Source organism: Streptomyces sp. NPDC048171, from assembly GCF_043202655.1.
Taxonomy (GTDB): Bacteria; Actinomycetota; Actinomycetes; order Streptomycetales; family Streptomycetaceae; genus Streptomyces.
This window is the reverse complement of the sequence record NZ_JBIDAU010000007.1, coordinates 122,270-148,096: the sequence shown is the minus strand read 5'-3', so window position 1 is coordinate 148,096 and position 25,827 is coordinate 122,270. Positions and strand designations below refer to the sequence as shown.

Here is a 25,827-nt window from a genome sequence, read left to right as displayed (position 1 = left end):
CGGCCGGCCCGGGGTCAGTCTCCGCCGGGCCGGAGCCGTTCGGCGGCGCCCGGCGGCTGCACGCGCATGCCGGGACGCCGCCGGTGCACGGTCAGGTACGTCACCCCGTCCGGGCCGGCGAGGACACCCCGGGCGGAACCGTGGGGCAGCCAGGTCAGGACGCCCTTGTGCAGGGGGCGGTCGCCGTCGGCGCCGACCAGGGAGGCCGCGCCGTCGAGGACGAGCAGCAGGACGTCGAGGTCCGGTTCGGTGTGCGTGCCGACCCGCCCGGCCGCGGGGATGCGGACGACGTTGGCGTCGAGTTGCCGCCCGGGTTCCGCCAGTCGCCACAGGGCGCCGGTGGCCCCCTCGTCGCCGGGCGACAGCAGTCGCGCCGTGTCGCACAGGACCCGGGGGAGGGGAGGGCCGGGTGCCGGTGCGGGGGAGCCGTCTTCGTGCCCTGTCATCAGCGGTCACCGCGCCTTCCGCGCCCGGTGACGCGTGCCACAGGGTCATAGCCGTCAATAAACACGAATCCATTATGCGTATTTGATAGCGTCACGGCTGTGCGGCTGACGAAGTTCACCGACCTGGCGCTGCGTTCCGTCATGCGCCTGGCGGTCGTGAGAGACGGTGACGACCCGCTGACCACCCGCGAGGTGGCCGACGCGATGGGCGTGCCGTACACACACGCGGCGAAGGCCGTCACCCGGCTCCAGCACCTCGGAGTGGTCGAGGCGCGGCGCGGTCGTGGCGGCGGGCTGGCGCTGACCGGCGCGGGGCGCGACGCCTCGGTCGGCCGGCTGGTGCGGGAGCTCGAAGGCGACGGTGAGGTCGTCGCCTGCGAAGGCGACCCGCCGTGCCCGCTGCGGTCGGCCTGCCGCCTGCGGGCCGCGCTCCGCGACGCCCAGGAGGCGTTCTACGCCGCCCTCGACCCGCTGACCGTCGCCGACCTGGTCGCCTCGCCCACCGGCCCGCTGCTCGTCGGCCTCTCGGACCGCCCCTCCGGCTGACGGGCGCGCGCCCGCGGCCGCGGGTACCCGCGGCCTAAAACACGAATATCAACTACCAATTAAGGAGCCGCCGTGCTCTCCGAACAGTCCGTCCCCGTGGTCCGCGCGACCCTGCCCGCCGTCCGAGCGGCCATCGGCGACATCACCGAGCTGTTCTACCGGAAGCTGTTCGACGCCCATCCCGAGCTGCTCCGGGACCTGTTCAACCGCGGCAACCAGGCGAGCGGGGAGCAGCAGCGGGCCCTGGCCGGCTCCATCGCCGCGTTCGCCGGCCTGCTGCTGGAGAGGCCCGACACCCGGCCCGACGTGATGCTGTCCCGGATCGCGCACAAGCACGCCTCCCTCGGCATCACCTCCGACCAGTACAAGACCGTCCACCGCCATCTGTTCGCCGCGATCGGCGACGTCCTCGGCGACGCCGTGACCCCCGAGGTCGCCGCCGCCTGGGACGAGGTCTACTGGCTGATGGCCAACGCGCTGACAGCCGTCGAGGCCCGTCTCTACGCGGAGGCGGGCGTGGCCGAGGGCGACGTGTGGCGCCGGATGGAGATCGTCGAACGGTGCGAGGAGAGCCCCGACGCGCTCAGCCTCGTCCTGCGGCCCGCCGACGACCGCCCCGCGGCTCCCTTCCGCCCGGGCCAGTACGTCAGCGTCCGCTCCGAACTGCCCGACGGCTCCCACCAGATCCGCCAGTACAGCCTCTCCGCCGCACCCGGCCGCACCGACCTGCGCGTCACCGTCAAACACGTGCACGGCGACGGACGGCCCGACGGCGAGGTCTCCTCCTGGCTGCACGCCCACGCCCGCGAGGGCGACGTGCTCACCGTCTCCGCGCCCTTCGGCGACCTCGCCCTCGCGGAGGACGACGGACCGCTGCTGCTGGCCTCCGCCGGCATCGGCGTCACCCCCGTGCTGGCCATGCTCGACCACCTGGCCGCCACCGGCGCCACCCGGCCGGTCACCGTCGTGCACGCCGACCGCGCCCCCGCCCACCACGCGCACCGGCGGGAACAGCGCGACCTGGTCCGCGCGCTGCCCGGTGCCCGGCTGCACCTGTTCTACGAGGAGCCCGGCGAGGCGGCACCGGAGGCGACGGCCGGTCGCGTCGACCTCGCCGGAGTCGAACTGCCCCCGGGGCTCACGGCCTACCTGTGCGGCCCGGTGCCGTTCATGCGCGCCGTCCGCGGCGACCTGCTGCGCCGGGGCGTGCCCGCCGAGGCCGTCCACTACGAGGTCTTCGGGCCCGACCTCTGGCTCGGACGCTCGTAGCGGGCGCCGCCCCACGCGCACCGGCACGTTGGAATCGCGCGCGGACGTTAGGCCGCAGCGGTGAACGCGGTCGTGATGGCGGTGTCGACGCGGGCGTGCACCACCAGCCGGGTACCCGAGGTGTCCGCGTTGCTCTCCAGCAGCCGCCGGACCGGCGCGCTGTGGGTGACCACGGACATCAGGACACCGAGCCGGCCGCACCACTGATGGGCCCGGAGTACGGCACTGACCGCCGCGTGGCCGTCGGCACCGTCGGTCAGCACGATGACGACGGGGGTCGGCTGATGGGCGTCGACCAGGTTGGTGATGTGCGTGGTCAGCGTGGCCCGCCCGTCGATTCCCGGGTCCCGGTCCACCGTGATGACCAGGACCCCATGCTCCAGGGTGTGGGACAGCATCGCGGCCTCCGATCCGTCGCCTGGTGGCGAAGTTGTGTTCAGTGAAGGTCCCCGGAACCGGGTCCGCAACGCACCCCGGGACCACGACGCACCCGGCACCGCTTGGGGCGCGCCGCCACTGAGTACGATCGTCCGGTCCGCCAGGACCCCCGTCGGCCACCCCGAGGAGCCCCGACCCGTGCCCGCCCTGCTGCCCCCGCCCCGCACCGGGCACCGACTGCCGGCCTTGGAGCACCTGACGCGGCTGGAGGACGGCGAACGGCTGCACGCCCTGCTCTGGCGTCCGGGCCCCGGCTGGCGGATGGCCAGCAGCGCCGTGCTGGGCGGCGGGATCGCCGAGCGCGCGTGGGTGCTCAACGCCCAGGTCGCCCACGGGTACCGGCGCACCGACCCCGCCCGCCACCTGACGGACCTCGCCCACGCCGCCGGCGCCCGGGGGCCCGGTGTGGGGCTGATGACGGCCGCCGACGTGTCTGCCTTCGCCCGCGCGCGCGACGGCGGGGCCGAAGCCGTCGTGACCGCCGGTATCTCGGTACGCGGCTGGGCCGCCTCGCCGGAGGAGGGCGTCCCGGCCGCCGCCCCGCCCGGGACGATCAACATCGTCGCCGCGGTGCCGGTCGCGCTGAGCGACGCCGCACTGGTGAACGCGGTGATGACGGCGACCGAGGCCAAGGTGCAGGCGCTGCTGGACGCGGGACTCGACTGCTCGGGAACCCCCACGGACGCCGTGTGCGTCGCCGCCCGCGCGCCGCACGGTGCCGAGGTCACGCACTCCTTCGCCGGTCCCCGTTCCGAATGGGGCGCGCGGCTGGCGCGCGCCGTCCACCGGGCCGTAGGGGCGGCACTGCCCGCCCTCGGGTGAGCAGGCGCCCCGCTACAACGACGTCCTGCGCCGCATCGCCATCGTCCGCAGGACCAGCGCAGCGGCCAGCAGCACCCAGGCCACGGCGCTGTACGCCCACGCGGTCGCGCCCCGGGCGAGATCGACGACGGTCCACACAGCCCACAGGGCGAGCACGACGCACAGCGCGGTCCAGGCGATGTCGGACAGGCGGGTGCGCAACTGGGCGCGCTGCCGTGTGCCCGGTTCCAGGTCGCCGAGATCGCTGCCGGCGGGCGTCTGCCGCTCGTCCATGTCGGACTCCTCACGGAGGTCGTAGAGATGTGAACTCCGGTTACCCGCGATGGGCTTGGGCAAGCGGGCCGGGCGTACGCGCACGCGGGGGCGGCCCCGGCCGGGCCGCCCCCGCGTGTGTCGTCGGGCCGTCAGCGCGCGGAGGTCTTCTCCAGCGCCTTGTCGAGGGCCGCCTTGAAGCCGTTGACCCACAGCTGGTTCACCCGGCTGCGCTCGGCGGCGTTCGGGTAGGCGTTGGTGCACGACGGGCCGGGACCGCCGCCGGACATCAGCTCGCTGCACGGCCCCGAGTAGTGGTCGGGCAGGCCGAGCACGTGCCCGGTCTCGTGCGCGGTCACCCGCGTCGAGTCGTACTGCTGGTTCTGCCGGTAGTCGAGGAAGATGTACCCGTTGCCGTGACCGTCCGTCGAGGCGTACGAGCCGCGGGAGTCGTTGCCCTCGTAGTACGCGAAGTCGGCGCCGGAACTTCTCTCCGCGAGCCGCACGTTGGACACCGAGCCGTTCCAGATCTGGGTGGAGCGGGATATCTGCGAGCGGAAGCTCGGCGCGTTGGCGGCGCTGTAGTAGACGGTGACGGCAGCCGCCGACGACGGACTGGCGGCGCGCTTCTCGGCCACGGACTTGATGACCGCTTCGAAGAACGCCCGGTTCGCCGCCGCGTCCTCGCCCGAGCCGGCCGAGGGCTCGAAGCCCAGGTGAGCGGCGTGCGACGGCTCCTGGGGAGTGGCTGCCGTCGCGGCGGGAGCGCTGCCGAGCAGGGCCGCCGTCAGGCCGAGACCGGCCGCGGTGGACAGGAGGGGCATGCTGATGCGCATCGATGACTCCTAGAGTGGGGGAGTGGGGAGAAGTCGTCACCGGTGAGTGTGGAGCGCCCAGGAGCCCGCTGTGATGATGGCAACCGGTGATAGGCCGGGGCTATCACCGTTCACCGCGACTTGGGTGCCGCTTGGGCCGGAGTGCAGAACTCGCCCTGATCCGCCGCGTTTTGTTCACCTGGCGCAACCAACTGTTCCGCCTTACGCTCCCAGCATGGAGCTCGAGGTGAGGCACCTACGCGCGCTGTGCGCCATCGCCGACGCCGGCAGCCTGCACCGGGCGGCGCGCCAACTCGGTGTCAGCCAGCCCACGTTGAGCACCCAGTTGAGCCGCATCGAACAGGCCCTGGGCGGCCCCCTGTTCGTCCGCGAACGCACCGGCTGCCGTCCGACCCCGCTCGGCCGCTCCGTCCTCGGCCGGGCCCGTCCGCTGCTGACCGACATGAGCACCCTGGTACGGGAGGCCCGCGCCGCCGCGGCCGGCGGCGACAGCAGGCTGCGGGTCGGCTCCACCGCCAGCCGCGCCCTGGCGGGCTGGCTGCGCCGGCTCAGACGCCCGGGCCTGGAGCCCACCCTCCAGATGGACGTCTCCGCCAACGCGCTGCTGCGCCGGGTGACCGAGGGACAGCTCGACGTCGCCTTCGTGCACGAGGTCGAGGGCAGCACCCTGCACGTCCCCGAGGGGCTGCGCCTGCGCGTCCTCGTCGAGCGGGAACCCCAGTTCGTCATGTTGCCCGCCGACCACCCCGCGGCCACCCGCCCGGTCGTCCGGCTCGCCGACCTGGCCGACGACCGCTGGATGGTCGATCCCACCGTCGACGGCGAGTGGGACGGCGTGCACCGCATGCTGCGCGCCGTCGGCCTCAACCCGCGTGTCCTGCACGGCGACTACCACACCGCCGCGTCCCTCGTCGCCACCGGCGAGGTCGTGACCGTCTGCCAGCCCAGCTCCCAGTCCCGTCCCGACATGGCGGTGCGGCGCCTGTACGGCGACCCCATCGGCGTACGCCTGCTGCTGGCCGCGCGCACCCGGGCCGAGCTGGACGCCGTCTTCCCGGCGCTGGAGGAGGCGTACTGGGAGGTGGCCCGCCAGTCCACCGCGTACCGGGAGTGGCTGGAGGGCGCGGGGATCCGGATGCTGCCCCGGCGCCCGCTGACCGGGGGCGGCACCGACCGGGTCGAGTTCGTCCGGGCCCGCTGAGCCCGCGATCCGTCCGATGGAGTGATTTTCCTACGGGTCGGTGTGTCCGGGTGACGGAGGGGTTACGGAGAGCATCATGAGCTCTGCACGACGACTTCCGCCGCTGCGTTCGCTGGCCGTGATGGGTGCCCTGGGCACTTCCGTTCTGTTGCTGACCGCCTGCACGAACGCCGATACGACACGTTCGAGCGTCGCGGAGGCGGCCCAGACCGCGTCTCCGACCGCGACCGATTCCTCCACCGCGTCCCCCTCCGGGTCTCCCTCGCTGAACGAGGACCAGACCGAGCGGAAGGACCTCGTCTCGGCGACCAAGGTCACCTGGGACAAGGCCGCCGACACCGCTGTCAAGGAGGTTCCCGAGGGCAAGCTCGTGGACCTCGAACTCAAGCGCACCGAGGCCGACGCCACCGCGTCGCCGACCGGCTCCCCGAGCCCCAGCATGCCGAACCCGGCGCCCAGTCAGGGCGCGCCGGAATGGGAGGCCAAGGTCGCCGAGACCGACGGCACCGTGCACCGCGTCGACATCGACGCGGTCAGCGGAAAGGTCTTCCGCGTCCAGGCCGATCCGGACCAGGACGCCGACGACAAGCAGCAGACGGCCGACTGGCTGGGCCAGGCCAAGCAGTCACCGCAGCAGGCGGTCAAGGCGGCCACCGGCGCGGCCAAGGGCACCGTCACCCACGTCGAACTGGGCGACAACGACAACCAGCAGGTCGTGTGGGCCGTCGACGTGGTCTCCACCGACAACTGGAACAAGACCACCGTCGGTGTCGACGCGGCCAACGGCAAGGTCCTGACCGAGGACGTCGACAACGACTGAGTCACCGAACCCCGGACGCCGACGGGAGCAGCGGGTCACCGGACCCACTGCTCCCGTTCCGCGTGCCGTGCGCGCCGTCACCCCGAGGGCGCGGCGGCCCGAGCCGGGTCGTTCCCGCGGACGCGGGGCAGCGTCATGACGGCCAGGAAGCCGAGGACCGCGACCGCGGCGAAGAAGTAGAAGCCCCACGGGTGACCGATCCCCGAGGCGACCAGCGCGCCGGTGATCGACGGGCCGACGATCGAGCCGATCCGGCCGATCCCGGACGCGGAACCGAGCGCGGTGCTCCGCACGGACGCCGGGTAGAAGCTCGTCACGTAGGCGTAGACGAGCACCATGGCCGAGAAGACGAACACGCCGGTGAGGAAGACGACGACGTTGAGCATCAGGTCGCTCTCCATGCGGATGCTCAGACACCCCAGCATCACCACCGAGACCGCGAACCAGACCATCGTGGTGCCCTTGATGCCCCGCCGGTCGGCGACGAACCCGCCGAGGACCAGGCCGACGACACCGCCGACGTTGAGCACGAGGAGCTGGGTGACGGCGGTCGGCACGGGGTAGCCGGCGTCGTTCATCAGCTTCGGCAGCCAGGTGTTGAGGCCGTAGACCAGCAGCAGGCCCATGAACGACGCGACCCAGATGCCGACGCCGGCGCGCAGGTGGGCCGGTTTGAGCAGCTCGGTGAACGGCAGCCGCCGGGCGCCGTCCTGCCTGGCCCGGACGAACGCCTCCGACTCCGGCAGCTTGAACCACTGGACGACGGCGATCACGAGGCCGACGACGCCGAGCAGGTAGAAGAGGACCTCCCAGTCGTCGGCCACCTGGAGGGCCAGCAACGAAGTGATCACCGCACCCGTGTGGTAGCCGGTCATCGTCAGGGTGCTGGCCCGGGCACGCCGGTCGGCGGGCATGTGCTCGGCCATCATCGTCAGCGAGACCGGCATGCAGGCGCCCAGGCCCAGACCGGCGAGGAGGCGCAGCGCGGCGAACATCGCGACGGAGTCCGCCAGCGGCACGACGACGGTGAGGACCGAGAAGAGCACGACCGAGCCGATGAGCAGCCGGCGGCGGCCCAGCCGGTCGGCCAGCGGACCGACGCAGACCGCGCCGATGGCGACGCCGACGAGCGACAGCGTCGCGATGGTGGTCGCGTCACCCGCGGTCATGCCGAGGTGATGCGTCTTGAGCAGGGTGGGGATGATGGCGCCGAGGACGACGAGGTCGTAACCCTCCAGCAGGACGGTGATCCAGCAGAGGACCACCGTCCAGGAGCTGTTGCCGGCGCGGCCGGCCTGTGCGGGCGCGTCGGACGTGGTGGTGGAAGCCATGGTGACTCTCCCCCCGGGGGACGGGTGTGAGTGAGCGGAGCCGGAACGGCCGGGATGGCCGGAGGGATCAGAACGGGTAGTCGGCGATGTCCGGGCGGACCGTCACCCACTGGGTCTCCGTGAACGCCTCGACGTTGGCCGCGGCGCCGCCGAAGCGGGAGCCGGTGCCCGAGGACTTGACCCCGCCGAAGGGGGCGTTGGGCTCGTCGCTCACGGTCTGCTCGTTGATGTGCACCTTGCCGGAGTCGATCCGGTCGGCCAGCTTCATCGCCGTACCGACGTCGCCGAGGATGCCCACCGACAGCCCGAACTCGCAGTCGTCGACGATGCGCGCGGCCTCCTCCAGCGTGGAGAAGGCGATGACCGGCGCGACGGGGCCGAAGATCTCCTCGCGCCACGCGGGCATGTCGGTCGTCAGACCGGTGAGGACGGTGGCGCGGTAACCGGCACCGTCGGGCCGGCCGCCCGCGGCGACCTTCGCGCCGGCCGCGACGCTGTCGGTGACGATGCCGTGCACGCGCTCCAGCTGACGGCGGTCGATCAGCGGGCCGAGCGCCACGTCCTCGCGGGCCGGGTCGCCGACCGGCAGGGCGTCGGCCTTCGCGGCGAGCGCGGCGGTGTACTCCTCCACCAGCGACTCGTGCACGATGTGCCGGCCGGTCGTCATGCAGATCTGCCCCTGGTGCAGGTAGGACCCGAACGCGCCCGCCGAGGCCGCCCTCGGCACGTCCGCGCCGGGCAGCACGACCAGCGCGTTGTTCCCGCCGAGTTCCAGGTGGGCCCGCTTCAGGAGCCGTCCGGCCCGCTCACCGATCGCCCGCCCGACCGGCGTGGAGCCGGTGAAGGAGACGACCCGCACCTCCGGCGCCTCGACGACCGCCTGTCCGACCTCGCCGTCGCCGGGCAGCAGGTGCAGGACACCGGCGGGCAGCCCGGCCTCCTCGAAGATCCGGGCGATGACCACACCGCCGCCGACCGCGGTCCGCGGGTCGGGCTTGAGCAGCACGGCGTTGCCCAGGGCCAGCGCCGGCGCGACGGAGCGCAGACCCAGGATGAGCGGGAAGTTGAAGGGCGCGATCACGCTCACGACACCGGCCGGGCGGCGGCGGGCGAGCGACCAGCGGGCCTCCTGCGAGGTGAGCACCTCGCCCTGCGGGTGCGTCGGCAGACCCGCGCACTCGAAGCACTCGCCGATCGCGAGCCCCACCTCGAAGGCGGCCTTGGACCGCACCGAGCCGCCCTCGCGCACCAGCCAGTCCTCGATCTCGGCGGCGTGCTCGGTGAACAGCTCACCCGCGCGCCGCAGCACGGCGGCCCGCTCCTGCGGCCCGGTCGCCGCCCAGGCGCGCTGGGCCTCGGCGGCCCGGGTGGCGGCACGGCCCACGTCCTCGGCCGTGGCCAGCCCGACCGCGCCGAGCCGGTCGCCGGTGGCCGGCTCGGTCACCGGATGCGCGACCGGGGAGTCCCGCCAGCCGTCGCTGTAGAACTTCCGGCCCCAGACGTCGCTGTCCAGGAGTGTCATCGTGTCCCTTTCCTCGTGCTCTTCGTGCGCGTTCTCGGGATGCCCGGAACGCCCGTGCGGTCAGGAGGGCGTGGTGAGCGCCGTGTCCACCTGGATCAGCCGGGGCCCGGCCGTCGGCTCGGCGAGGACGGCGCGCAGTTCCTCGGCGCCCTCGGCGTGCCGGGCGGCGACGCCGTAGCCCTCCGCGATACGGGTGAAGTCCAGCCCCGGGATGTCGAGGCCGGGGGCGTCCGGCACGCCGAGCAGCCCGCCGAACCAGCGCAGCGCCCCGTACGTGCCGTTGCGCAGCAGTACGACGGTCAGCGGAACCCGGTGCTGCGCCGCCGTCCACAGGGCGGTGATGCCGTAGTTGGCCGAGCCGTCGCCGACCACCGCCACGACCGGGCGGTCGGGCCGGGCCATCGCGACCCCCACCGCGCCGGGCAGGCCGAAGCCGAGGCCGCCGGCTGCCGGGAAGTAGTAGGAGCCGGGCCGGCGCAGATCCATCTGGCGCCACCAGGCCGCGTTGGTCGACGTCGACTCGACGACGTACGCCGTGTCCTCGGGCAGTTCGTCGCGCAGGGCGGCGAAGACCTGCTCGGGGTGGAGACCGGGACCCTCGGTGGTGAGCGGTGCGGGCGCCGGCCGGTAGGGCGCCGGGGGCCTCGCGGGCGCGTCCAGCGACTTCAGGAGCAGCTCGACGACGGCCGAGGGGTCCGCGACCAGGGCCTCGCCCATCGGCGCCCGCGCGGCGGCCGACGCGTCCCCGGTCACCTGGATCAGCCGGGTGCCCTCGGGAAGGTAGGGGCCGGGTAGGTGCTCGTGGTAGCGGAAGACCGGCGCGCCCAGCACGAGCACGAGGTCGTGGCCCTCGAACGCCGCCGAGACGGGTGCGATCCCGGCGGGCAGCACCCCCTGGAACTGCGGGTGCCGGTTGGGAAAGGGCAGCCGGAACAGCGAGGGGGCCGCCCACACCGGAGCGCCGAGACGCTCGGCCAGCCGGACCGCGTCGTCGAAGAGGCCGTCGGAGTCGATGTCGCCGCCCAGCACGAGGGCGGGGCGACGGGCGGCGGCGACCCGCTCGACGAGCCGCTGACTCTGCCCGGCGCCGGGCACGGCGGCCAGCTCGACCCACCGGTCCAGTACCGCCTTCGCGTTGTCGCCGGCCTCGGCCGACCAGTCGTCGTACGGCACCGAGAGGTACGTCGGCCGCCGCTGGAGCCGCGCCTCGAAGACGGCCTGGGCGAGGGCGCGCGGCACGTCCTCGGCGCACGCCGGTTCCGCCGCCCAGCCCACCAGCGGCTTCATCAGGGCGGGGGCGTCCACGCTGGCCAGGTTGGCCTCCGGGCCGATCGCGGGCCTGACCTGCTGGCCGGCCAGCACCACCAGCGGGGTGCGCGCGGCCACCGCGTTCGTCAGCGCGCCCATCGCGTTGCCGGAACCGGAGGCCGCGTGCAGGTTGACCAGGACCGGTCGCCCGGTCGCCTGGGCGTACCCGTCGGCCATCCCGACGACGGCGCCCTCGTGCAGGCCGAGGACGTAGCGGAATCCGTCCGGCAGTCCGGCGAGGAACGGCAGCTCGTTGGAGCCCGGATTGCCGAAGACGGTGGTGAGTCCCTGGCGCTCCAGGAAATCGTGGGAGACACGACGCACGGATGACACGGACGTTCCTTTCGAAGTGACGTCCGACACGCTAGGCACCCCGCGACATGGGCACCAATAGATGTTTCGGTGCCGCGATATAGAGTCCATCGATATGGGCACCTTCGATCTCAACCTCGCCCGGGTCTTCGTGCTCCTGTACGAGACCGGCAGCGTCACGGCCACCGCCGAGACGCTGCACGTCACTCAGCCCACCGTCAGCTACAGCCTGGGCAAGCTCCGGCGCCACTTCGACGACGAGCTGTTCCGCCGCAACGGGCGCGGGCTGACGCCCACCGCAGGCGCCCGGCGGCTGTACGAGCCGCTCCAGCGCGCCCTGGCGGAGATCGACGGGACGGTCCGGCAGGGCGACGTGTTCGACCCCGCCACCATGTCCGGGCGCTTCACCATCGCGCTGTCCGACCTCGGCGAGGCGACGCTCCTGCCGAGGCTCCTCGCCGCCGCGCGCGAGCGGGCGCCGGGCGTGTCGTTCACCGTCCGGCCCTTCGACGTGGAGGACGCCGAGAGCCAGCTGCGCCGCGGCGACCTCGACGTGTTCGTGGCCACCCCGGTGATCACCTCGCACCTGACCGTGCGGGTCCCGCTCTTCCGGGAGCGCTACGTCCTCATGGTCGCCGCGGACCATCCGCGCATCCGGGGCGACGCGGCCACGCTGGCCGACCTCGCCGCCGAGCACCACGCGACGGTGTTCGGGCCGAGCGGGCACGTCGCGCCCCGGGCGGTGCTGGCCGCGCACGGACTCCTGGAACGGGTCGCCGTGGACGCCACCCGCTTCTCGATGCTGCCCTACCTGCTGGAGCAGACCGATCTCGTCGCGATCGTCCCCGAGTTCGTCGGCGAGGTCTTCACCGCCTCGCACCGGGTGCGCCTGGTGCGCCTGCCGTTCGAGACCGAGCCGATCGAGATCGCCCTGTACGCACGGCACGAGTCCTCGCGCGCTCCCGCGCAGCGCTGGCTGGTCCAGTTCATGGCGGAGGTACTGGGCGAACAGGTGAGCCCGGCCCAACTGCCGCCCACCGCCGCCCGCTGAGACCTGAGGCCGCGCGAACTACGGGTGTTTGCGGTCGCGGTGAGGGGCAATGCGGTGTCCATGAGCGATCCGAACAAGGACACGAACAAGAAGCCCACCACTACGCGGACCGCCGAGGCCAAGGCCGAGAGCGCCGCCAAGAAGGCGACCGCCCCCGCCTCCCGGGCGACACGGGCCGCCGCCGACAAGGCGGGTGACGCCACGTCGGCCGCCAAGGCCGGCGCCCAGCGTTCCGCCCAGGCCGCGAACGGTGCCGTGCAGACCGCGGCCAAGGGTGTCGAGGCGGGCCGTCAGGCCGTCATCACCACCTCGGGCCAGGTCGTTGCCGGGGCGAAGACCGCCTGGACGGTCATCGCCCACCGCAAGCTCGTCGCCGCGGGCGTCGGCGCCGGCATCACCGCCCTGAGCGCGGCCTCGTACGCGGTGGGCCGGCGGTCGGGCCGCCACGCGCAGGGGCCCCTCACCCGCATGACCGGCGGCCGGATCTGACGCCGTTACCGGACGGCCCCGGCCGGAAGCCACAGCGCCGCTCCCCGGACAGGGGAAGATGGGACCGCGAGCGAAGTCCCGACCGATGCGGAGGAGTGGGCGCATGCAGCACGACCGAGCCGGGAAGCCGGCCGGCCCCGAGGACCTGATCGACGTCGCCCGGCTGGTGACGGCGTACTACGCCCTGCACCCAGACCCGTCGGAGCCCGCCCAGCGCGTGGCCTTCGGCACGTCCGGGCACCGGGGGTCGTCCCTCGCGACGGCGTTCAACGAGGACCACATCGCCGCCACCAGCCAGGCCATCTGCGAGTACCGCTCCGCACAGGGCACCGACGGCCCGCTCTTCCTGGGCGCCGACACACACGCCCTGTCCGAGCCCGCCAGGGTCACCGCGCTGGAGGTGTTCGCCGCCAACGACGTCACCGTCCTCATCGACACCGGCGACGGCTACACCCCCACCCCCGCGGTGTCGCACGCCATCCTCACCCACAACCGGGGCCGCGACTCGGGCCTCGCGGACGGCGTGGTCGTCACCCCCTCGCACAACCCGCCCGCCGACGGCGGTTTCAAGTACAACCCGCCGAACGGCGGACCGGCCGGTTCGGACGCCACCTCCTGGATCCAGGACCGGGCCAACGAGATCATCGCGGCCGGCCTGAAGGACGTACGGCGCATCCCCTACGCCCGGGCGCTCGCCGCCCCCGGCACCGGACGCTACGACTTCCTCGACCGCTACGTCTCCGACCTGCCGGCCGTCCTCGACCTCGACGCGATCCGCTCGGCCGGCGTACGGTTCGGCGCCGACCCGCTGGGCGGCGCCTCCGTCGCGTACTGGGGCCGGATCGCCGAGCACCACCGCCTCGACCTGACCGTGGTCAATCCGCTGACCGACCCGACCTGGCGGTTCATGACGCTGGACTGGGACGGCAAGATCCGCATGGACTGCTCGTCGCCCCACGCGATGGCCTCCCTGATCGAGAAGCGCGACCGCTTCGCCATCGCCACCGGCAACGACGCCGACGCCGACCGGCACGGCATCGTCACCCCCGACGGCGGCCTGATGAACCCCAACCACTACCTCGCCACCGCCATCGCCTACCTCTACGCCCACCGCACCGAGTGGCCCGCCGACGCCGGCGTGGGCAAGACGCTGGTCTCCTCCGGCATGATCGACCGGGTCGCCGGCGATCTCGGCCGGCGGCTGGTCGAGGTCCCGGTGGGCTTCAAGTGGTTCGTCGGCGGTCTCCTCGACGGCTCCCTCGGTTTCGGCGGCGAGGAGTCCGCGGGCGCGTCCTTCCTGCGCCGGGACGGCTCGGTGTGGACCACCGACAAGGACGGCATCATCCTCGCCCTGCTCGCCTCCGAGATCACCGCCGTCACCGGCCGGAGCCCCTCCGAGCACTACGCCGCGCTCACCGCCCGCTTCGGCGAACCCGCCTACGCCCGCATCGACGCCCCCGCCACCCGCGAGGAGAAGGCCCGGCTGGCCCGGCTGTCCCCGGCCGAGGTCACCGCCGACACCCTCGCCGGCGAGCCCGTGACCGCCGTCCTCACCGAGGCACCGGGCAACGGCGCGCCCATCGGCGGCATCAAGGTGACCACCGAGAACGCGTGGTTCGCGGCCCGCCCCTCCGGCACCGAGGACGTCTACAAGATCTACGGTGAGTCGTTCCTCGGCGCCGACCATCTCCGGCAGGTGCAGGACGAGGCCAAGCTCGTCGTCCTCGGCGCCCTGGGCGGCTGAGACCTCACCTCCGGCCGGCTTCGCCCTGCGCCCCGCGGCGCAGGGCCCAGACCGGCGACCAGACCTCCGTGTCGAGCCGGACGGCCGGGCGTGAGACGAGGTACGCGTGCAGCGCGGCCAGCCCCGGATGCGCGTTGTCGGCGTGCCGGAGCAGGGAGTGCGGATAGACCGGCACCGGATCGCGCACCGGGATGCGCCGCAGGTCGTGGCCGGCCGGCCAGACCAGGGGCGTGTGCTCGCTGAGGAAGGTCGACACCGTCGACGACTCGGAGATGGTGTCCAGGAGCGCCTCGACGCCGAAGTTCGGGCCGACCGCGTCCACCGTGAACCCGAACTCGGCCGCGAACGCGTCGTAGTAGGCCGACCACTCGGTGCCCGGGACGTTCCCGGGCATCCAGACACGCTGCCCGGCGAGCTGCCCCGAGGTCACCGCCCGAGCCTTCGCGAACGGGTGGGCGGGCCCGGTGAACAACTGCAGCGGCTCGTCGAAGACCGGCGTGGCCTCGATCCCGTCGGGCAGCCGCTGCCCCGGCATGGTGACGCAGCGGAACGACGCGTCGATGGCCCCGGACGCGATGGCGGCCACGGCGGTGTGCGCGTCGGGGAGGGTGACCACGTCGAGGTCGACGTCGGGACGGGCCCGGTGGAAGTCACGCAGCAGACCGGCCGTCGCGGCCCGTCTGCCGATCACGTCCACCCGCAGCGCACGGCGTCCCGGCCGCACCGAGGCGACGGCGCGCTCCTCGGCGTCGAGCAGCGCACGGGCGTGCGGCAGGAACGCCTGCCCGTCGATCGTGAGCCGGGCCCCTCGCGCGGTCCGGGTGAACAACGTCACCCCCAGCTCCTTCTCCAGCGCGGCGACCCGCTTGGACACCCCCTGCTGGGTGACGGCCAGCCGGGCGGCGGCGACCTGGAACTGCCCCGCCTCGGCGACGGCGACGAAGGTGCGTACGGCGCTGAGATCCACGACGGCCATCGTACGAGCGTGGCGCCGCCACCTTGTGGTCGCTGCGGCCGGTGATGTTTCACGGTTTCCTGGGTAGACGGGCTGGCGTAGCGGTCAAGGCTCAGGAAGAGGGCGGATCGGATGGACGGGGCTGCCCGGCATGAGGACCGGCGAAGTGAGCCGGTCAAGGTTTCGGCGGAGTACGAGGGCATTCCCGGCGACATCGCCCGGGGCCGCGAGCTGGCCCGGAGATTTCTCGCCCGGGTGCGGGCCGTGCAGGACCGCGCGGTGTCCGACCGCGCGTCCGACCTGCTGCAGCTCGTGGTCAGCGAGTTGCTGACGAACGCCTGCAAGTACGCGCCCGGCCCCTCGCTGGTCGACCTGGAGCTGGCCGACGACCTGGTCGAGGTCACCGTGTGGGACAGCGAACCCGTGCTGCCCGTCGCCGAGGCCACCGACCCCGGGCGCGTCGGCCGGCACGGGCTCGAGATCGTCATGGCCGTGTGCCACAGCTTCGAGGTGCACCGGGAACCCGTCGGCAAGCGCATGCGGGCCGCACTGATGCTCACCGACGACCTGAACGGCACCGCCCTCGGACACACCTCCTGAGCCGCCGCCCCGTGAGCGTGTCGGCCCGGCGGAGTAGCCCTCGCGGGTGACGTCATGTCACCGGGACCGGAAAGCCCATCAACTGCCGTACGTCCGGGGCGCCTTGCATGCTCCGGCGGGCTCTCGCGAGAGGCCGGCGTTCACCCGGCTGAGCGCCTTGAGTGGTGCGAGTCGGACGGCTGGCTGACGGTAATTCACGTCGGGGCCGGGTCAACTCAGCTGACGAAGCACCAGCTGCCCGGCCGTGACGGAAGGAACCAGAGATGCGTTCTGCTCGCATGCTCCTGACCACGGCGGCCGCGTCGGCCGTCATCGTCCTCGGTGCCCCCGGCGCCTACGCGGCCTCCGCGGGCGACTGGGACCACGACGACTCTTCCTACAGCAAGGAGCACGACAACGGAAGCAAGCACGAGAAGCCGCACGGCGGTATGCACACGGGTGGCGGCGCGCTGACCGCGGTGAACGAGGGTGACTGGGACGGCGGCGAGTCCAAGAAGGACGAGGGCGAGAAGTCCTGGGAGGGCGGCAAGCACGAGAAGCCGCACGGCGGTATGCACACCGGCGGCGGCGCGCTGACCGCGGTGAACGAATGGGACGGCGGCGAGTCCAAGAAGGACGACGGCGGCTGGGACGGCGGCGAGTCCAAGAAGGACGAGGGCTCCGAGTACAAGCAGGACGAGGGCGAGAAGTCCTGGGGCGGCGGCCACGAGAAGCCGCACGGCGGTATGCACACCGGCGGCGGTGGCCTCGACACGCCGACCACCACCGCGGGCGGCCTCGCCGTCCTGGGCGTGGCCGGCGCCGGCCTGTACGCCGTCCGACGCAAGAAGTCGGTCAACGGAATGGCCTGAGCCGTGCCGGGCGCGATAGCGGCCGGGCCGCCACCAGGAACCCCGTGGCGGCCCGGCTCGCTTTCCCCCTCCGTGTCCGCCCTGCCGCCGTGCCCTACCGAGGTGGTCCTCGATGACAGTCCCTCCTTCGACCCCCGCCGACGACGAGAAGCCGCCGACCGGGCAGGGATCCCGCCCCGGCCTGATGGTGCTGTGCGGCGTGGCCCTGCTGATCCTGGCGGTCAGCCTGATCGGCGGCAACGACACGTCGACCGACTCGTCGCGCCCCCCACTGCCCGCACAGCCCGCGACGTCGGCCTCGCCCAAGGCCGGCCCGTCCGCGACCGGGCAGTCCGCGACCGGCCCGTCCCGCACCCGCCCGGCCGGACCGGTGCTGCCCCGGTCGAAGCCGGTGCGGCTGCTGATCCCGGAGATCTCCGTCGACGCCCCCTTCACCGACCTCGCCATCGGCGCGGGCGGACAGCTGGAGCCCCCGCCGGCCGCCGACACCAACCTCGTCGGCTGGTACGCCAAGGGCGTCTCCCCCGGGGAGCGGGGCACCTCGATCATCGCGGGGCACGTGGACACCAAGACGTCCGCCGCGGTCTTCGCCCGCCTGGGCCAACTGGACGAGGGAGACGTCTTCCACGTCCGGCGGGCCGACGGACGCAAGGCGTCCTTCGAGGTCGACGGCGTGGAGACCTTCGCCAAGGACGAGTTCCCCAGCAAGCGTGTGTACGGGGACACCGACCGCTCCGAGGTACGGCTCATCACCTGCGCGGGAGACTACGACCGCAAGGCCAAGGACTACACGGACAACCTGGTCGTCTTCGCCCACCTCACCTGAGCCCGCGCGGGTCACCCGCGCAGTGCACACGAGTCGCGCGCCGTCGGGGCCGGGCGGAAGATCGTCAGACACGCCGGCGTCGCAGCAGCACTCGCGACGTTCAGTTCCGCCTCCGCGAAGGAGAGTGCGCAGGATGACCATCACCACCCCTGTTTCCGACCCGTCGGCACGTCAGGTGTCGCACCAGGTCTCCCAGTCCGTGTTCGACGGCTCCCGCCTCCGGGTGGTCCTGCTGGTGGAGGTCTACGACGGGGCCCAGCAGCAGTTCCTGGAGACGTACGAGAACCTGCGCAGCCACGTCGAGTCCGTCCCGGGGCACATCGGCGAGCAGTTGTGCCAGTCCATCGAGAACCCCTCGCAGTGGCTCGTCACCAGCGAGTGGGAGAGCGCACCGCCGTTCCTGAACTGGGTGAGCAGTGAGGAACACGTGCGGATGGTCAAGCCGCTGCACAAGTGTGTCCGGCACACCCGGTCGCTCCGTTTCCACGTGGTCCGGGAGACCGGCCGGCCGGCGGCGGGCGCCGAACCCGGCCGGGGCGGGCTCCAGTCGGCCCCCCGGATCGGTGACGGCGTGATCCGGCACGCCCTCACCTTCACGGTGAAGCCCGGCAGCGAGGAGACGGTCGCCGGGATCCTCGCCGACTACGCCTCGCCCGAGCCGCGCGTCGACGACACCACGCGCCTGTGCCGTACGTCCCTGTTCCTGCACGGCAACCGGGTGGTGCGGGCCATCGAGGTGCGCGGCGACCTGCTCGCGGCCCTGCGGCACGTGGCCGCCCAGCCCGAGGTGCGAGCGGTCGAGGAGGCCCTCAACCCCTATCTGGAACAGGACCGGGACCTCGGCGACCCGGAGTCCGCGCGGGTGTTCTACACGCGGGCGGCGCTGCCCGCCGTGCACCATGTGACGGCGGCGGAGCGGGACCCGGCGGCACAGCGCCACGCGCTGTCCTACCCGGCCCGGCCGGGGCAGGGCATGCGGCTGGCGCAACTCCTCGCCGAGCGCGACGAGGCGGCGGCCGACGACCCGCGCAGCCCGGTGCTGAGCAGCACCATCTTCCAGCGCGACGAGATCGTGGTGCGGCTGATCGATGTGCGCGGCGACCTCCGGGCCGGCGACCCCGCGGTCACCCTCGGCCTCCCCGACCCCACCGCGGTCACCGAACTGACCACCCTGCTGGACGGTCCGGACCGGCCGGGCGACGCACTCGCCCGGGCCCTGGAGGGCGCCCGGATGGAACCGGTCACCGACCGGTGCGCGCCCGACGCCTGAACCTCGCCGGACGCCGCGGACACGCGACGGCCGCCGGACCGCATGTCGCGGTCCGGCGGCCGTCGCCGTCTGCCCGGGCGTCAGTTCACTCGGGGACGGTGCAGTCGAAGGCGTGCAGATAGGGGTTGACCGGACGGATGTCGTCGATGACGAGGCCGGCCTCGGTCAGCCGGCCGACCATGCTGTCGGTGGTGTGCTTCGCACCGCCGACGTTGAGGAGCAGCAGCAGGTCCATCGCGGTGCTGAACCGCATCGACGGGGTGTCGTCGACGAGGTTCTCGATGACCACGACCCGGGCCCCGGGCCCGCCCGCCCGCATGACGCCCCGCAGGGCGCGGGCGGTGCTGTCGTCGTCCCACTCCAGGATGTTCTTGATGACGTACACGTCGGCCCGTACGGGGACGTCCTCGCGGCAGTCCCCGGGCACGATCCGCACTCGGTCCGCGAGTGAACCGCCCTCGCGCAGCCGGGGGTCGGCGTTCTCCACGACCTTGGGCAGGTCGAGCAGGGTGCCGTGCATGGACGGGTACTTCTCCAGCAGACTCGCCACCACGTGCCCCTGGCCGCCGCCGATGTCGGCGACCGACGAGCTGCCGGACAGGTCGAGGAGGGCCGCGACGTCCTCCGCCGACTGCCGGCTGGAGGTCGTCATGGCGCGGTTGAAGACCTCGGCCGACTGGGGAGCGTCCTCGTTGAGGTAGGTGAAGAACTCCTTGCCGTACAGGCCCTCGACGACGTTGCGGCCGCTGCGCACCGCCTCGTCGAGCAGGGGCCACGCGTCCCAGGTCCACGGTTCGGTGCACCACAGGGTGATGTAGCGCAGGCTGTGCGGGTCGTCCTCGCGCAGCAGCCGGGACATGTCGGTGTGCGCGAACGTCCCGTTCTTCTGCTCGGTGAAGACGCCGTAGCAGGTCAGGGCGCGCAGTAGCCGGCGCAGCGGCTTGGGCTCGGCCTTCACCGCGGTCGCGAGGTCGTCCACGGTCATGGGGGTGTCCCCGAGGGCGTCGGCGACTCCGAGCCGGGCGGCCGTGCGGAGGGCGGCGGCACATGCCGCGCCGAACACGAGCTCCCTCAGCCGCATGGGCGGGGGTGGGGCGGTCTGGGCGGTCGTCATGTGCCGCTTTCCTTCCTTCTTCGGTACACGAGTGGCTGTGGCCGGCCGGTCAGCACAGTCCCGCGGGCTTGGACGCGCCGCAGGTGTTGCCCTCGAAGGTGTTGTTCTTCCCGGTGGCCGCCGTCTCCGTGTCGACCAGGTCGGCGGGGGAGTTGTCGCGCAGCGAGTTGCCCTTGACCTCGTTCTTCTCGCTGGTGACGCCCACGAAGCTCTTGAACAGGACGATGCCGCCCGACAGCGGGGACTTGCCCGAGTTCCCCCGCACCGTGTTGTCCGCGACCAGCACCTTCTCGGTGCCGGTCAGGACGATGCCGGAGCCCTGGAGGGCGTCGAGGCGCTCGGTCTTCGGGCAGGACTTGTTGTTGGCCACGACGTGGTTGTCGCGCACGACCAGGTCACCGGCCTTGGGCTTGTTCTCGTCGCCGACGACGAACACGCCGGCGCAGTTGCCGGTGATGGTGTTGGCCGCGACGGCGAGGTTGCGCAGCCGCCGGACCGTGACGCCGATCCGGTTGCCCTCGAGGAGGTTGCGCGCGACGAGGGTTCCCTCGGTGTCGGCCGCGCCCTTCTCGGCCGTGACCGTGTTGGCGAGGAAAATGCCCGCGTCGCCGTTGTCGAGGGCGGCGTTGCCGCGGAAGATGCCGTGGACCGACTGCTCCTGGGCGATGCCCCAGACGCCGTTCTTGACGGCCGTCACGTTCCGGACCGTCAGCCCGTCGGTGGCCGTCGAGTACACGCCGGCGCGGGTGAAGCCGGTCACCGTCAGGTCGGCGACGGTGACGCCCTTGACGTTCTTGCCCTTGGTGCCGGTCACGCAGATCCCGTTGCCGCCCTTGGCACAGGTGCCGGCGGCAGCCTTCTCCGTGCCGGGCTTGAGGATCGTCTCGCGGCCCATGCCGCGCAGGGTGAGCCCGGGGGTGCTCACGTCGACGCTCTCGTGGTAGGTGCCGGGAGTGACGAGGACCGTGTCCCCCGATTCGGCGGCGTCCACCGCCTTCTGGATCGACTCTCCGGGCTTGACCACGTGGGTCATGGGGACGGAGGACGCCGGAGCCGCTCCGAGTCCCGTGCCGATCATCGCTGCGGTGCACACCAGGTACACGACATGGCATTTCTTCATATTCGGAAAGATATGCCGGACATATTCTGGCGCGGCCGGGATGAGCCATCCGACGGCGTGTCAGGATGGCAACCTGAGCGGCATGGGCAAGACCGCACTGATCGTCATCGACATGATCAACACCTACGACCATCAGGACGCCGAAGCGCTGATCCCGGCCGCGGAGTCGGTACTGCCGCAGCTGACCGGGCTGCTGGAGCGGGCGCGGCGCCACCACGTCCCCGTGATCTACGTCAACGACAACTTCGGGGAGTGGCGCTCGCACCACGGCGAGATCCTCGACAAGGCACTCTCGGGACCGCACGCGGGACTCGTCGAGCCGCTGCGGCCCGACGAGTCGTCCCTCTTCGTGGTCAAGGCACGCCACTCGATCTTCTTCGAGACCCCGCTGACCTATCTCCTCCACCAGCAGGGGATCGACCGGCTCGTGCTGTGCGGGCAGGTGACCGAGCAGTGTGTGCTCTACTCGGCGCTCGACGCCCACATCCGCCATCTCCAGGTCATCGTCCCGCGCGACGCGGTCGCCCACATCCACGCCGATCTCGCGGACGCCGCCCTGCGCATGATGGAGCGCAACATGGGTGCCCGGGTGTGCGACAGCGACGAGTTGTGGACCTGAGGCGATCCGCGGCGCGGCGCGCCGGGAGAGCCGGCCGCTGTCAGGTCCGCAGGCTGCGCACGGGCAGGACGAGCTGCGCCGCCGTGCGCAGGGTGTCCTCGTGGTTGGCGAAGGCGGCGACCGCCCCGGCCTCGCCGGGCTCGCCGCCGGACCACGGGCGGGTGGCGAAGACGAGGCAGGCGTAGCCGCGCTCGTCCACCGCCTCGCGCCATTGCGGCGTGGGCACGAACTGGGCGTTGACGCCCGGCATGGTGAGCGCCGCCGCACCGGGCACGACGAGCAGGCGGACCGGCAGGTCGGGCAGGCCGGTGGCGTCGAGCACGCCGTCGCCCACGGCGATCCCGGAGCGGCTCAGCAGCCCCTCGACGGCGGCCGGGGTCGCCTCCGGGCCGCCCTCGCCGTCGCCGAGGGAGCAGGCGAGGAGGAAGGGGACGTCGCCGTCGGGTGTCTCACGGCTCCAGGACATGATGACGAGCGTGCCGAGGTCGGCGGTTCGCAGGGGACGCGGGTCGGTAGAGATCGAGGTCATCGCGAAACCGTAAGCGCGCGCCGGGGCGCCCCCGGACGGCCGTCACCCGACCGGACGACGTCCGCGCCCTTCTTCACACGAACGAGGAGTCTGCCGGACGAGTGGTCCGCTCACCGCCGCGACAGTCGGCTGCGGATGTCGTCGAAGTGCCGGTGCACCGCCCGCTCCGCGGCCTCCGCGTCACCCCCGCGCACGGCGTCGACGATCCTGGCGTGCATCCGCGCCAGTTCCTCGCCGTCGGCCGCCGCGCCCAGCCCCTGGGCCTGGGTGCGCACCCGGTGGAAGGCGTTCCAGAAGGCGTCGAGGAGTTCGCTGAGCAGTTCGTTGTCCAGGGAGCGGTGCAGCACGCGGTGGAAGGCGCGGTCGGTGCGGGCCGCGATCTCGCCCGCCTCGCGCACCTCGGTGTGCATCGTCTCGACCAGCGCGTCCAGCTCCGCCAGGTCGGCGTCGGGCAGCCGGCCCGCCAGCCGGTGCATGAGCCCCGCCTCCAGCGCTTCGCGCAGCTGCAGCAGTTCGAGCAGGCTGCCCTGGCCCCGTCGGTGTCCGACCACGGTGCGAAACGCCATGGCCTCGGTCATCGGCTCCAGCGACATGGTGCCGACATAGGTCCCGAAGCCGCGCCGGATCTCCACGATGTGCATGGCCTGCAGGGACTTGAGTGCCTCGCGCAGCGAGTTACGGCTGACGCCGAACCGCTCCATCAGCTCCGTCTCGGTGGGCAGCGGGTCGCCGGGGCCGAGGCCCTCCTCGACGATCAGCTCCTTGATCCGCTCCTCGGCGTCGGCGGCGACCGAGCCCATGTGGCGTCCCCTCTCGACCCTTGACATCCCCTGCTCCGTCATGTGTCACTCTAACAGGACGTAGGACGTCCTACGTCCTCGGGTTCCGGGAGTCCGGGCGCGCTGCCGCCCCCTGCCCCCGAGAAGGAAACACGGCAAGACCTGGAGTCACCGCATGCCCATCCCCACGCCGCTGCACGGCGTCATCCCCCCGGTCATCACCCCGCTCACCCCGGCAGGGGAGGTCGACACCGGATCGGTGCGCCGACTGACCGAGCACCTGATCACGGCCGGTGTGCACGGTCTGTTCCTGCTGGGGTCCAGCGGCGAGACCGCCTACCTCACGGACGCCCAGCGGCTGACCGCGCTCGAAACCGCCGTGGACGCCGCCGCCGGCCGCGTCCCCGTGCTCGCCGGGGTCATCGAGACCACCACGGCCCGCGTCCTGGACCGGGCGGCCGACGCGGTCCGGGCCGGCGCCGACGCACTCGTGGCCACGGCGCCCTTCTACACCCGCACCCACCCGGTGGAGATCGCCGGCCACTTCCGGCGGATCCGCGAGGGCGCGGACCTGCCGCTGTTCGCCTACGACATCCCGGTCGCCGTGCACACCAAACTGCCCCGCGACGTGGTCCTCGGCCTGGCCGCCGACGGCACCCTCGCCGGGCTGAAGGACTCCAGCGGCGACGAGGGCTCGCTGCGCCGGCTGCTGGTCGAACTGCGCCCGCACACCCCGGACTTCTCGGTGCTCACCGGCTCCGAACTCACCGTGGACGGCGCGCTCCTCGCCGGCGCGGACGGCGTCGTGCCCGGCCTCGGCAACGTCGACGCGCACGGCTACGTACGCCTCTACGCGGCCGCCCGGGCGGGTGACTGGGCCGCCGCCAGGGCGGAGCAGGACCGGCTCGCGGCCCTGTTCGCCCTCACCGACGCGGGCGACCCCGCCCTGATGGGCCCCAGCTCCAGCGCGCTCGGCGCCTTCAAGGCCGCCGCCCGGCTGCTGGGCCTCATCGACTGCGCGGCCACCGCGGCACCGCAGGTGCCGCTCGACGAGGCGGCCGTGGCCCGCGTCCGCACCCGGCTCACCGAGGCCGGACTCCTGTGATCCCCGGACCGGGGCCGCCGGTCCGGCCCCGGTCCCACCCCCGCACCTCCCGTTCCGTCCCGCTGCCCGTCCCCCCACGCGCGTCTTCCCACCCGCATTGGATCCGTCATGTCATCTGCGCGCCCCACCCCGACCGCCCCGCCCTGGTACCGCGAGATCACCCGGGAGAAGTGGAAGTCCTTCTTCGCCGCCTGGATCGGCTACCTCCTCGACGGCTTCGACTTCGTGCTCATCACCCTCGTGCTGACCGAGATCGCCGACGACTTCGGGCTGTCCACCGTCGAGTCCGCGAGCCTGGTCTCCGGGGCCTTCATCACCCGCTGGCTCGGCGGCGCCGTGCTCGGCGCGCTCGGCGACCGCTTCGGCCGCAAGAGCGCCATGGTGGCCAGCATCCTGCTGTACTCGGTCGGCACCTTCGCCTGCGGCTTCGCCTGGGACTACACCAGCCTGTTCACCGCCCGTCTGCTGATCGGCATGGGCATGGCCGGTGAGTACAGCGCCAGCGCCACCTACGTACTGGAGAGCTGGCCCGCCCGGCTGCGCAACCGCGCCTCCGGATTCCTCATCTCCGGCTTCTCCCTGGGCGGCGTCCTGGCGGCCGAGGTCTACGAGCACGTGGTGCCGGGGCACGGCTGGCGCTGGCTGTTCTACATCGGCCTGTTCCCGGTGGTCGTCGCGCTGTGGGTGCGGCGGGCGCTGCCCGAGGCCGACGACTGGGAGGCCCGGGTGGGCGCCACCGGCGAGCGGCCCAACCCCTTCCGGCCGCTGTTCGCGGGCCGGCGCCGGGCGACGGTCAACACGGTGCTCGCGGTCGTCGCGACGGGAGCGCTGTTCGCGGTCTTCACCCCCCTCGGTGCGGGAGCGGTGCCCGTCCTCTCCGTCGTGGCCACGGCCTGTCTCCTCGCCTTCGCCGTGCAGCTGGGCGGGCGCAAGCGCTGGCTGCTGTTCGTGGCGCTCTGCGTCACCGTCTTCTGCGCCTTCCTCTACAGCTGGCCGGTCCAGGCCCTGCTGCCCACCTACCTCAAGAGCGAACTCGGCTTCACCCCCGCGCAGGTCAGCGACGCGCTCTACTACGCCGGGTTCGGCACGATGGCCGGCTGCATCGTCACCGGCTTCCTCGGGGACCGGTTCGGCACCCGCAGGGCGTACGCCTGCACCCTGGCCGTCGGCATCGCCTTCGTCTTCCCCGTCTTCGCGATCCGCGACAGCCAACTCGGCCTGGGCATCCTGCTGTTCCTCATGCTCGCCTGCATGCAGGGCATCTCCGGACTGCTGCCGAAGTACATCGCCGGACACTTCCCGACCGAGACCCGCGCGGCGTCCCTGGGCTTCACCTACAACGTCGGCGCGCTGGGCGGCGCCGTCGCCCCCGTGCTCGGTGCCCGGCTGGCGTCGAGCATGTCGCTGGGACAGTCGCTCGCGGTGCTCACCTTCTCGCTGACCCTGGTGGTCATCCTGCTGATCGGCTTCGACGTCCCGAGCCGGCTCAACCGTCTCGTCGACCCCGAGGCCGTGCCGGACTACCTGGCCACCGAGGCGGCGGTGGAGAGCCCGCCGTCCGTACCGACGGCGAAGTGAGGCGGACGCCGGCCGGAGGGTGGTTCGCCTGCTCCGACCGGCGTAAGGAGAGGTCGGACGGTGCGTCGTCGGATCCTCACGTGCGGTAACAGTC

At 72.7% G+C, this 25,827-nt stretch carries 27 protein-coding genes; 15 read left to right on the top strand and 12 right to left on the bottom strand.

Going from position 1 to position 25,827, the window contains the following annotated elements:
* Positions 1 to 14: 14 nt before the first annotated feature.
* Positions 15 to 446, bottom strand: a complete 432-nt coding sequence (locus ACGF3J_RS20730; protein ID WP_393854458.1) for a hypothetical protein — start codon at positions 444 to 446, stop codon at positions 15 to 17.
* Between the two features lie 99 nt (positions 447 to 545).
* On the opposite strand from ACGF3J_RS20730, the gene nsrR reads away from it, so the two are divergent.
* Together nsrR and ACGF3J_RS20720 are read left to right on the top strand one after the other, a co-directional pair.
* Complete coding sequence (gene nsrR / locus ACGF3J_RS20725; protein ID WP_393854457.1) at positions 546 to 992, top strand: nitric oxide-sensing transcriptional repressor NsrR; 447 nt, start codon at positions 546 to 548, stop codon at positions 990 to 992.
* A 72-nt stretch (positions 993 to 1,064) separates the two neighbouring features.
* Complete coding sequence (locus tag ACGF3J_RS20720; protein ID WP_161329016.1) at positions 1,065 to 2,261, top strand: globin domain-containing protein; 1,197 nt, start codon at positions 1,065 to 1,067, stop codon at positions 2,259 to 2,261.
* A gap of 47 nt (positions 2,262 to 2,308) precedes the next feature.
* Here ACGF3J_RS20720 and ACGF3J_RS20715 read toward each other — a convergent pair whose 3' ends face one another.
* Positions 2,309 to 2,659, bottom strand: a complete 351-nt coding sequence (locus ACGF3J_RS20715; RefSeq protein ID WP_161329015.1) for a hypothetical protein — start codon at positions 2,657 to 2,659, stop codon at positions 2,309 to 2,311.
* A 178-nt stretch (positions 2,660 to 2,837) separates the two neighbouring features.
* Here ACGF3J_RS20715 and ACGF3J_RS20710 point away from each other — a divergent pair, with 178 nt between their 5' ends.
* Positions 2,838 to 3,521: an adenosylcobinamide amidohydrolase gene (locus tag ACGF3J_RS20710; protein WP_393854456.1), complete on the top strand. Its 684-nt coding sequence runs from the start codon at positions 2,838 to 2,840 to the stop codon at positions 3,519 to 3,521.
* A 12-nt stretch (positions 3,522 to 3,533) separates the two neighbouring features.
* Here the strand turns inward: ACGF3J_RS20710 and ACGF3J_RS20705 are convergent, their stop codons facing one another.
* Positions 3,534 to 3,794, bottom strand: a complete 261-nt coding sequence (locus tag ACGF3J_RS20705) for a hypothetical protein (protein WP_161332473.1) — start codon at positions 3,792 to 3,794, stop codon at positions 3,534 to 3,536.
* Positions 3,795 to 3,925: 131 nt separating this feature from the next.
* Positions 3,926 to 4,609 carry a snapalysin gene (gene snpA, locus ACGF3J_RS20700; RefSeq protein ID WP_161332855.1) on the bottom strand — a complete coding sequence of 228 codons (684 nt, stop codon included), beginning with the start codon at positions 4,607 to 4,609 and terminating at the stop codon, positions 3,926 to 3,928.
* Between the two features lie 214 nt (positions 4,610 to 4,823).
* On the opposite strand from snpA, the gene ACGF3J_RS20695 reads away from it, so the two are divergent.
* Together ACGF3J_RS20695 and ACGF3J_RS20690 are read left to right on the top strand one after the other, a co-directional pair.
* Complete coding sequence (locus ACGF3J_RS20695) at positions 4,824 to 5,810, top strand: LysR family transcriptional regulator (RefSeq protein ID WP_161332856.1); 987 nt, start codon at positions 4,824 to 4,826, stop codon at positions 5,808 to 5,810.
* Between the two features lie 76 nt (positions 5,811 to 5,886).
* A complete protein-coding gene (locus ACGF3J_RS20690; RefSeq protein ID WP_161332857.1) occupies positions 5,887 to 6,630 on the top strand; it encodes a PepSY domain-containing protein in 744 nt (247 codons plus the stop codon).
* Positions 6,631 to 6,707: 77 nt separating this feature from the next.
* On the opposite strand, the gene ACGF3J_RS20685 is transcribed toward ACGF3J_RS20690, so the two are convergent.
* The 3 genes from ACGF3J_RS20685 to mdlC all read right to left on the bottom strand — a co-directional run bounded on the left by ACGF3J_RS20685 (position 6,708) and on the right by mdlC (position 11,124).
* Positions 6,708 to 7,961, bottom strand: a complete 1,254-nt coding sequence (locus ACGF3J_RS20685; RefSeq protein WP_161332858.1) for an aromatic acid/H+ symport family MFS transporter — start codon at positions 7,959 to 7,961, stop codon at positions 6,708 to 6,710.
* 67 nt (positions 7,962 to 8,028) lie between these two features.
* Positions 8,029 to 9,483 (bottom strand): benzaldehyde dehydrogenase, encoded by a 1,455-nt coding sequence (locus ACGF3J_RS20680; RefSeq protein WP_393854455.1) that lies wholly within the window; start codon positions 9,481 to 9,483, stop codon positions 8,029 to 8,031.
* Between the two features lie 60 nt (positions 9,484 to 9,543).
* On the bottom strand, positions 9,544 to 11,124 hold the full coding sequence (gene mdlC, locus ACGF3J_RS20675; protein ID WP_161327631.1) for a benzoylformate decarboxylase: 1,581 nt from the start codon (positions 11,122 to 11,124) through the stop codon (positions 9,544 to 9,546).
* A 94-nt stretch (positions 11,125 to 11,218) separates the two neighbouring features.
* Between mdlC and ACGF3J_RS20670 the strand changes: the two genes are divergently transcribed.
* From ACGF3J_RS20670 to pgm, 3 genes are all read left to right on the top strand, one after another.
* Positions 11,219 to 12,154 (top strand): LysR family transcriptional regulator, encoded by a 936-nt coding sequence (locus tag ACGF3J_RS20670; protein ID WP_125489714.1) that lies wholly within the window; start codon positions 11,219 to 11,221, stop codon positions 12,152 to 12,154.
* Between the two features lie 60 nt (positions 12,155 to 12,214).
* Positions 12,215 to 12,643 (top strand): hypothetical protein, encoded by a 429-nt coding sequence (locus ACGF3J_RS20665; RefSeq protein ID WP_260473973.1) that lies wholly within the window; start codon positions 12,215 to 12,217, stop codon positions 12,641 to 12,643.
* Between the two features lie 103 nt (positions 12,644 to 12,746).
* Entirely contained in the window at positions 12,747 to 14,387 is a 1,641-nt protein-coding gene (pgm, locus tag ACGF3J_RS20660) for a phosphoglucomutase (alpha-D-glucose-1,6-bisphosphate-dependent) (protein WP_393854454.1), read from the top strand.
* Between the two features lie 4 nt (positions 14,388 to 14,391).
* On the opposite strand, the gene ACGF3J_RS20655 is transcribed toward pgm, so the two are convergent.
* A complete protein-coding gene (locus ACGF3J_RS20655; RefSeq protein ID WP_346346172.1) occupies positions 14,392 to 15,354 on the bottom strand; it encodes a LysR family transcriptional regulator in 963 nt (320 codons plus the stop codon).
* Positions 15,355 to 15,474: 120 nt separating this feature from the next.
* Here ACGF3J_RS20655 and ACGF3J_RS20650 point away from each other — a divergent pair, with 120 nt between their 5' ends.
* From ACGF3J_RS20650 to ACGF3J_RS20635, 4 genes are all read left to right on the top strand, one after another.
* On the top strand, positions 15,475 to 15,942 hold the full coding sequence (locus tag ACGF3J_RS20650; protein ID WP_161330042.1) for an ATP-binding protein: 468 nt from the start codon (positions 15,475 to 15,477) through the stop codon (positions 15,940 to 15,942).
* Positions 15,943 to 16,205: 263 nt separating this feature from the next.
* On the top strand, positions 16,206 to 16,793 hold the full coding sequence (locus ACGF3J_RS20645; RefSeq protein ID WP_161330044.1) for a hypothetical protein: 588 nt from the start codon (positions 16,206 to 16,208) through the stop codon (positions 16,791 to 16,793).
* A 112-nt stretch (positions 16,794 to 16,905) separates the two neighbouring features.
* Positions 16,906 to 17,619: a class F sortase gene (locus ACGF3J_RS20640; protein ID WP_161330045.1), complete on the top strand. Its 714-nt coding sequence runs from the start codon at positions 16,906 to 16,908 to the stop codon at positions 17,617 to 17,619.
* A gap of 133 nt (positions 17,620 to 17,752) precedes the next feature.
* Positions 17,753 to 18,889, top strand: a complete 1,137-nt coding sequence (locus ACGF3J_RS20635) for a SchA/CurD-like domain-containing protein (protein ID WP_393854453.1) — start codon at positions 17,753 to 17,755, stop codon at positions 18,887 to 18,889.
* 85 nt (positions 18,890 to 18,974) lie between these two features.
* Here ACGF3J_RS20635 and ACGF3J_RS20630 read toward each other — a convergent pair whose 3' ends face one another.
* Positions 18,975 to 20,003, bottom strand: coding sequence for a methyltransferase (locus ACGF3J_RS20630; protein ID WP_393854452.1), 1,029 nt, complete (start codon positions 20,001 to 20,003; stop codon positions 18,975 to 18,977).
* A 49-nt stretch (positions 20,004 to 20,052) separates the two neighbouring features.
* Complete coding sequence (locus ACGF3J_RS20625; protein ID WP_161330115.1) at positions 20,053 to 21,123, bottom strand: nitrous oxide reductase family maturation protein NosD; 1,071 nt, start codon at positions 21,121 to 21,123, stop codon at positions 20,053 to 20,055.
* Between the two features lie 82 nt (positions 21,124 to 21,205).
* Here ACGF3J_RS20625 and ACGF3J_RS20620 point away from each other — a divergent pair, with 82 nt between their 5' ends.
* Complete coding sequence (locus ACGF3J_RS20620) at positions 21,206 to 21,742, top strand: cysteine hydrolase family protein (protein ID WP_125489705.1); 537 nt, start codon at positions 21,206 to 21,208, stop codon at positions 21,740 to 21,742.
* A 40-nt stretch (positions 21,743 to 21,782) separates the two neighbouring features.
* Here ACGF3J_RS20620 and ACGF3J_RS20615 read toward each other — a convergent pair whose 3' ends face one another.
* Positions 21,783 to 22,271: a DUF5949 family protein gene (locus tag ACGF3J_RS20615; protein ID WP_161330116.1), complete on the bottom strand. Its 489-nt coding sequence runs from the start codon at positions 22,269 to 22,271 to the stop codon at positions 21,783 to 21,785.
* A gap of 110 nt (positions 22,272 to 22,381) precedes the next feature.
* Positions 22,382 to 23,098, bottom strand: coding sequence for a FadR/GntR family transcriptional regulator (locus ACGF3J_RS20610; protein ID WP_237552639.1), 717 nt, complete (start codon positions 23,096 to 23,098; stop codon positions 22,382 to 22,384).
* A 127-nt stretch (positions 23,099 to 23,225) separates the two neighbouring features.
* On the opposite strand from ACGF3J_RS20610, the gene ACGF3J_RS20605 reads away from it, so the two are divergent.
* A complete protein-coding gene (locus ACGF3J_RS20605; RefSeq protein ID WP_161330117.1) occupies positions 23,226 to 24,155 on the top strand; it encodes a dihydrodipicolinate synthase family protein in 930 nt (309 codons plus the stop codon).
* A 108-nt stretch (positions 24,156 to 24,263) separates the two neighbouring features.
* Positions 24,264 to 25,733, top strand: a complete 1,470-nt coding sequence (locus ACGF3J_RS20600; protein WP_161330118.1) for a sialate:H+ symport family MFS transporter — start codon at positions 24,264 to 24,266, stop codon at positions 25,731 to 25,733.
* Positions 25,734 to 25,827 lie beyond the last annotated feature (94 nt).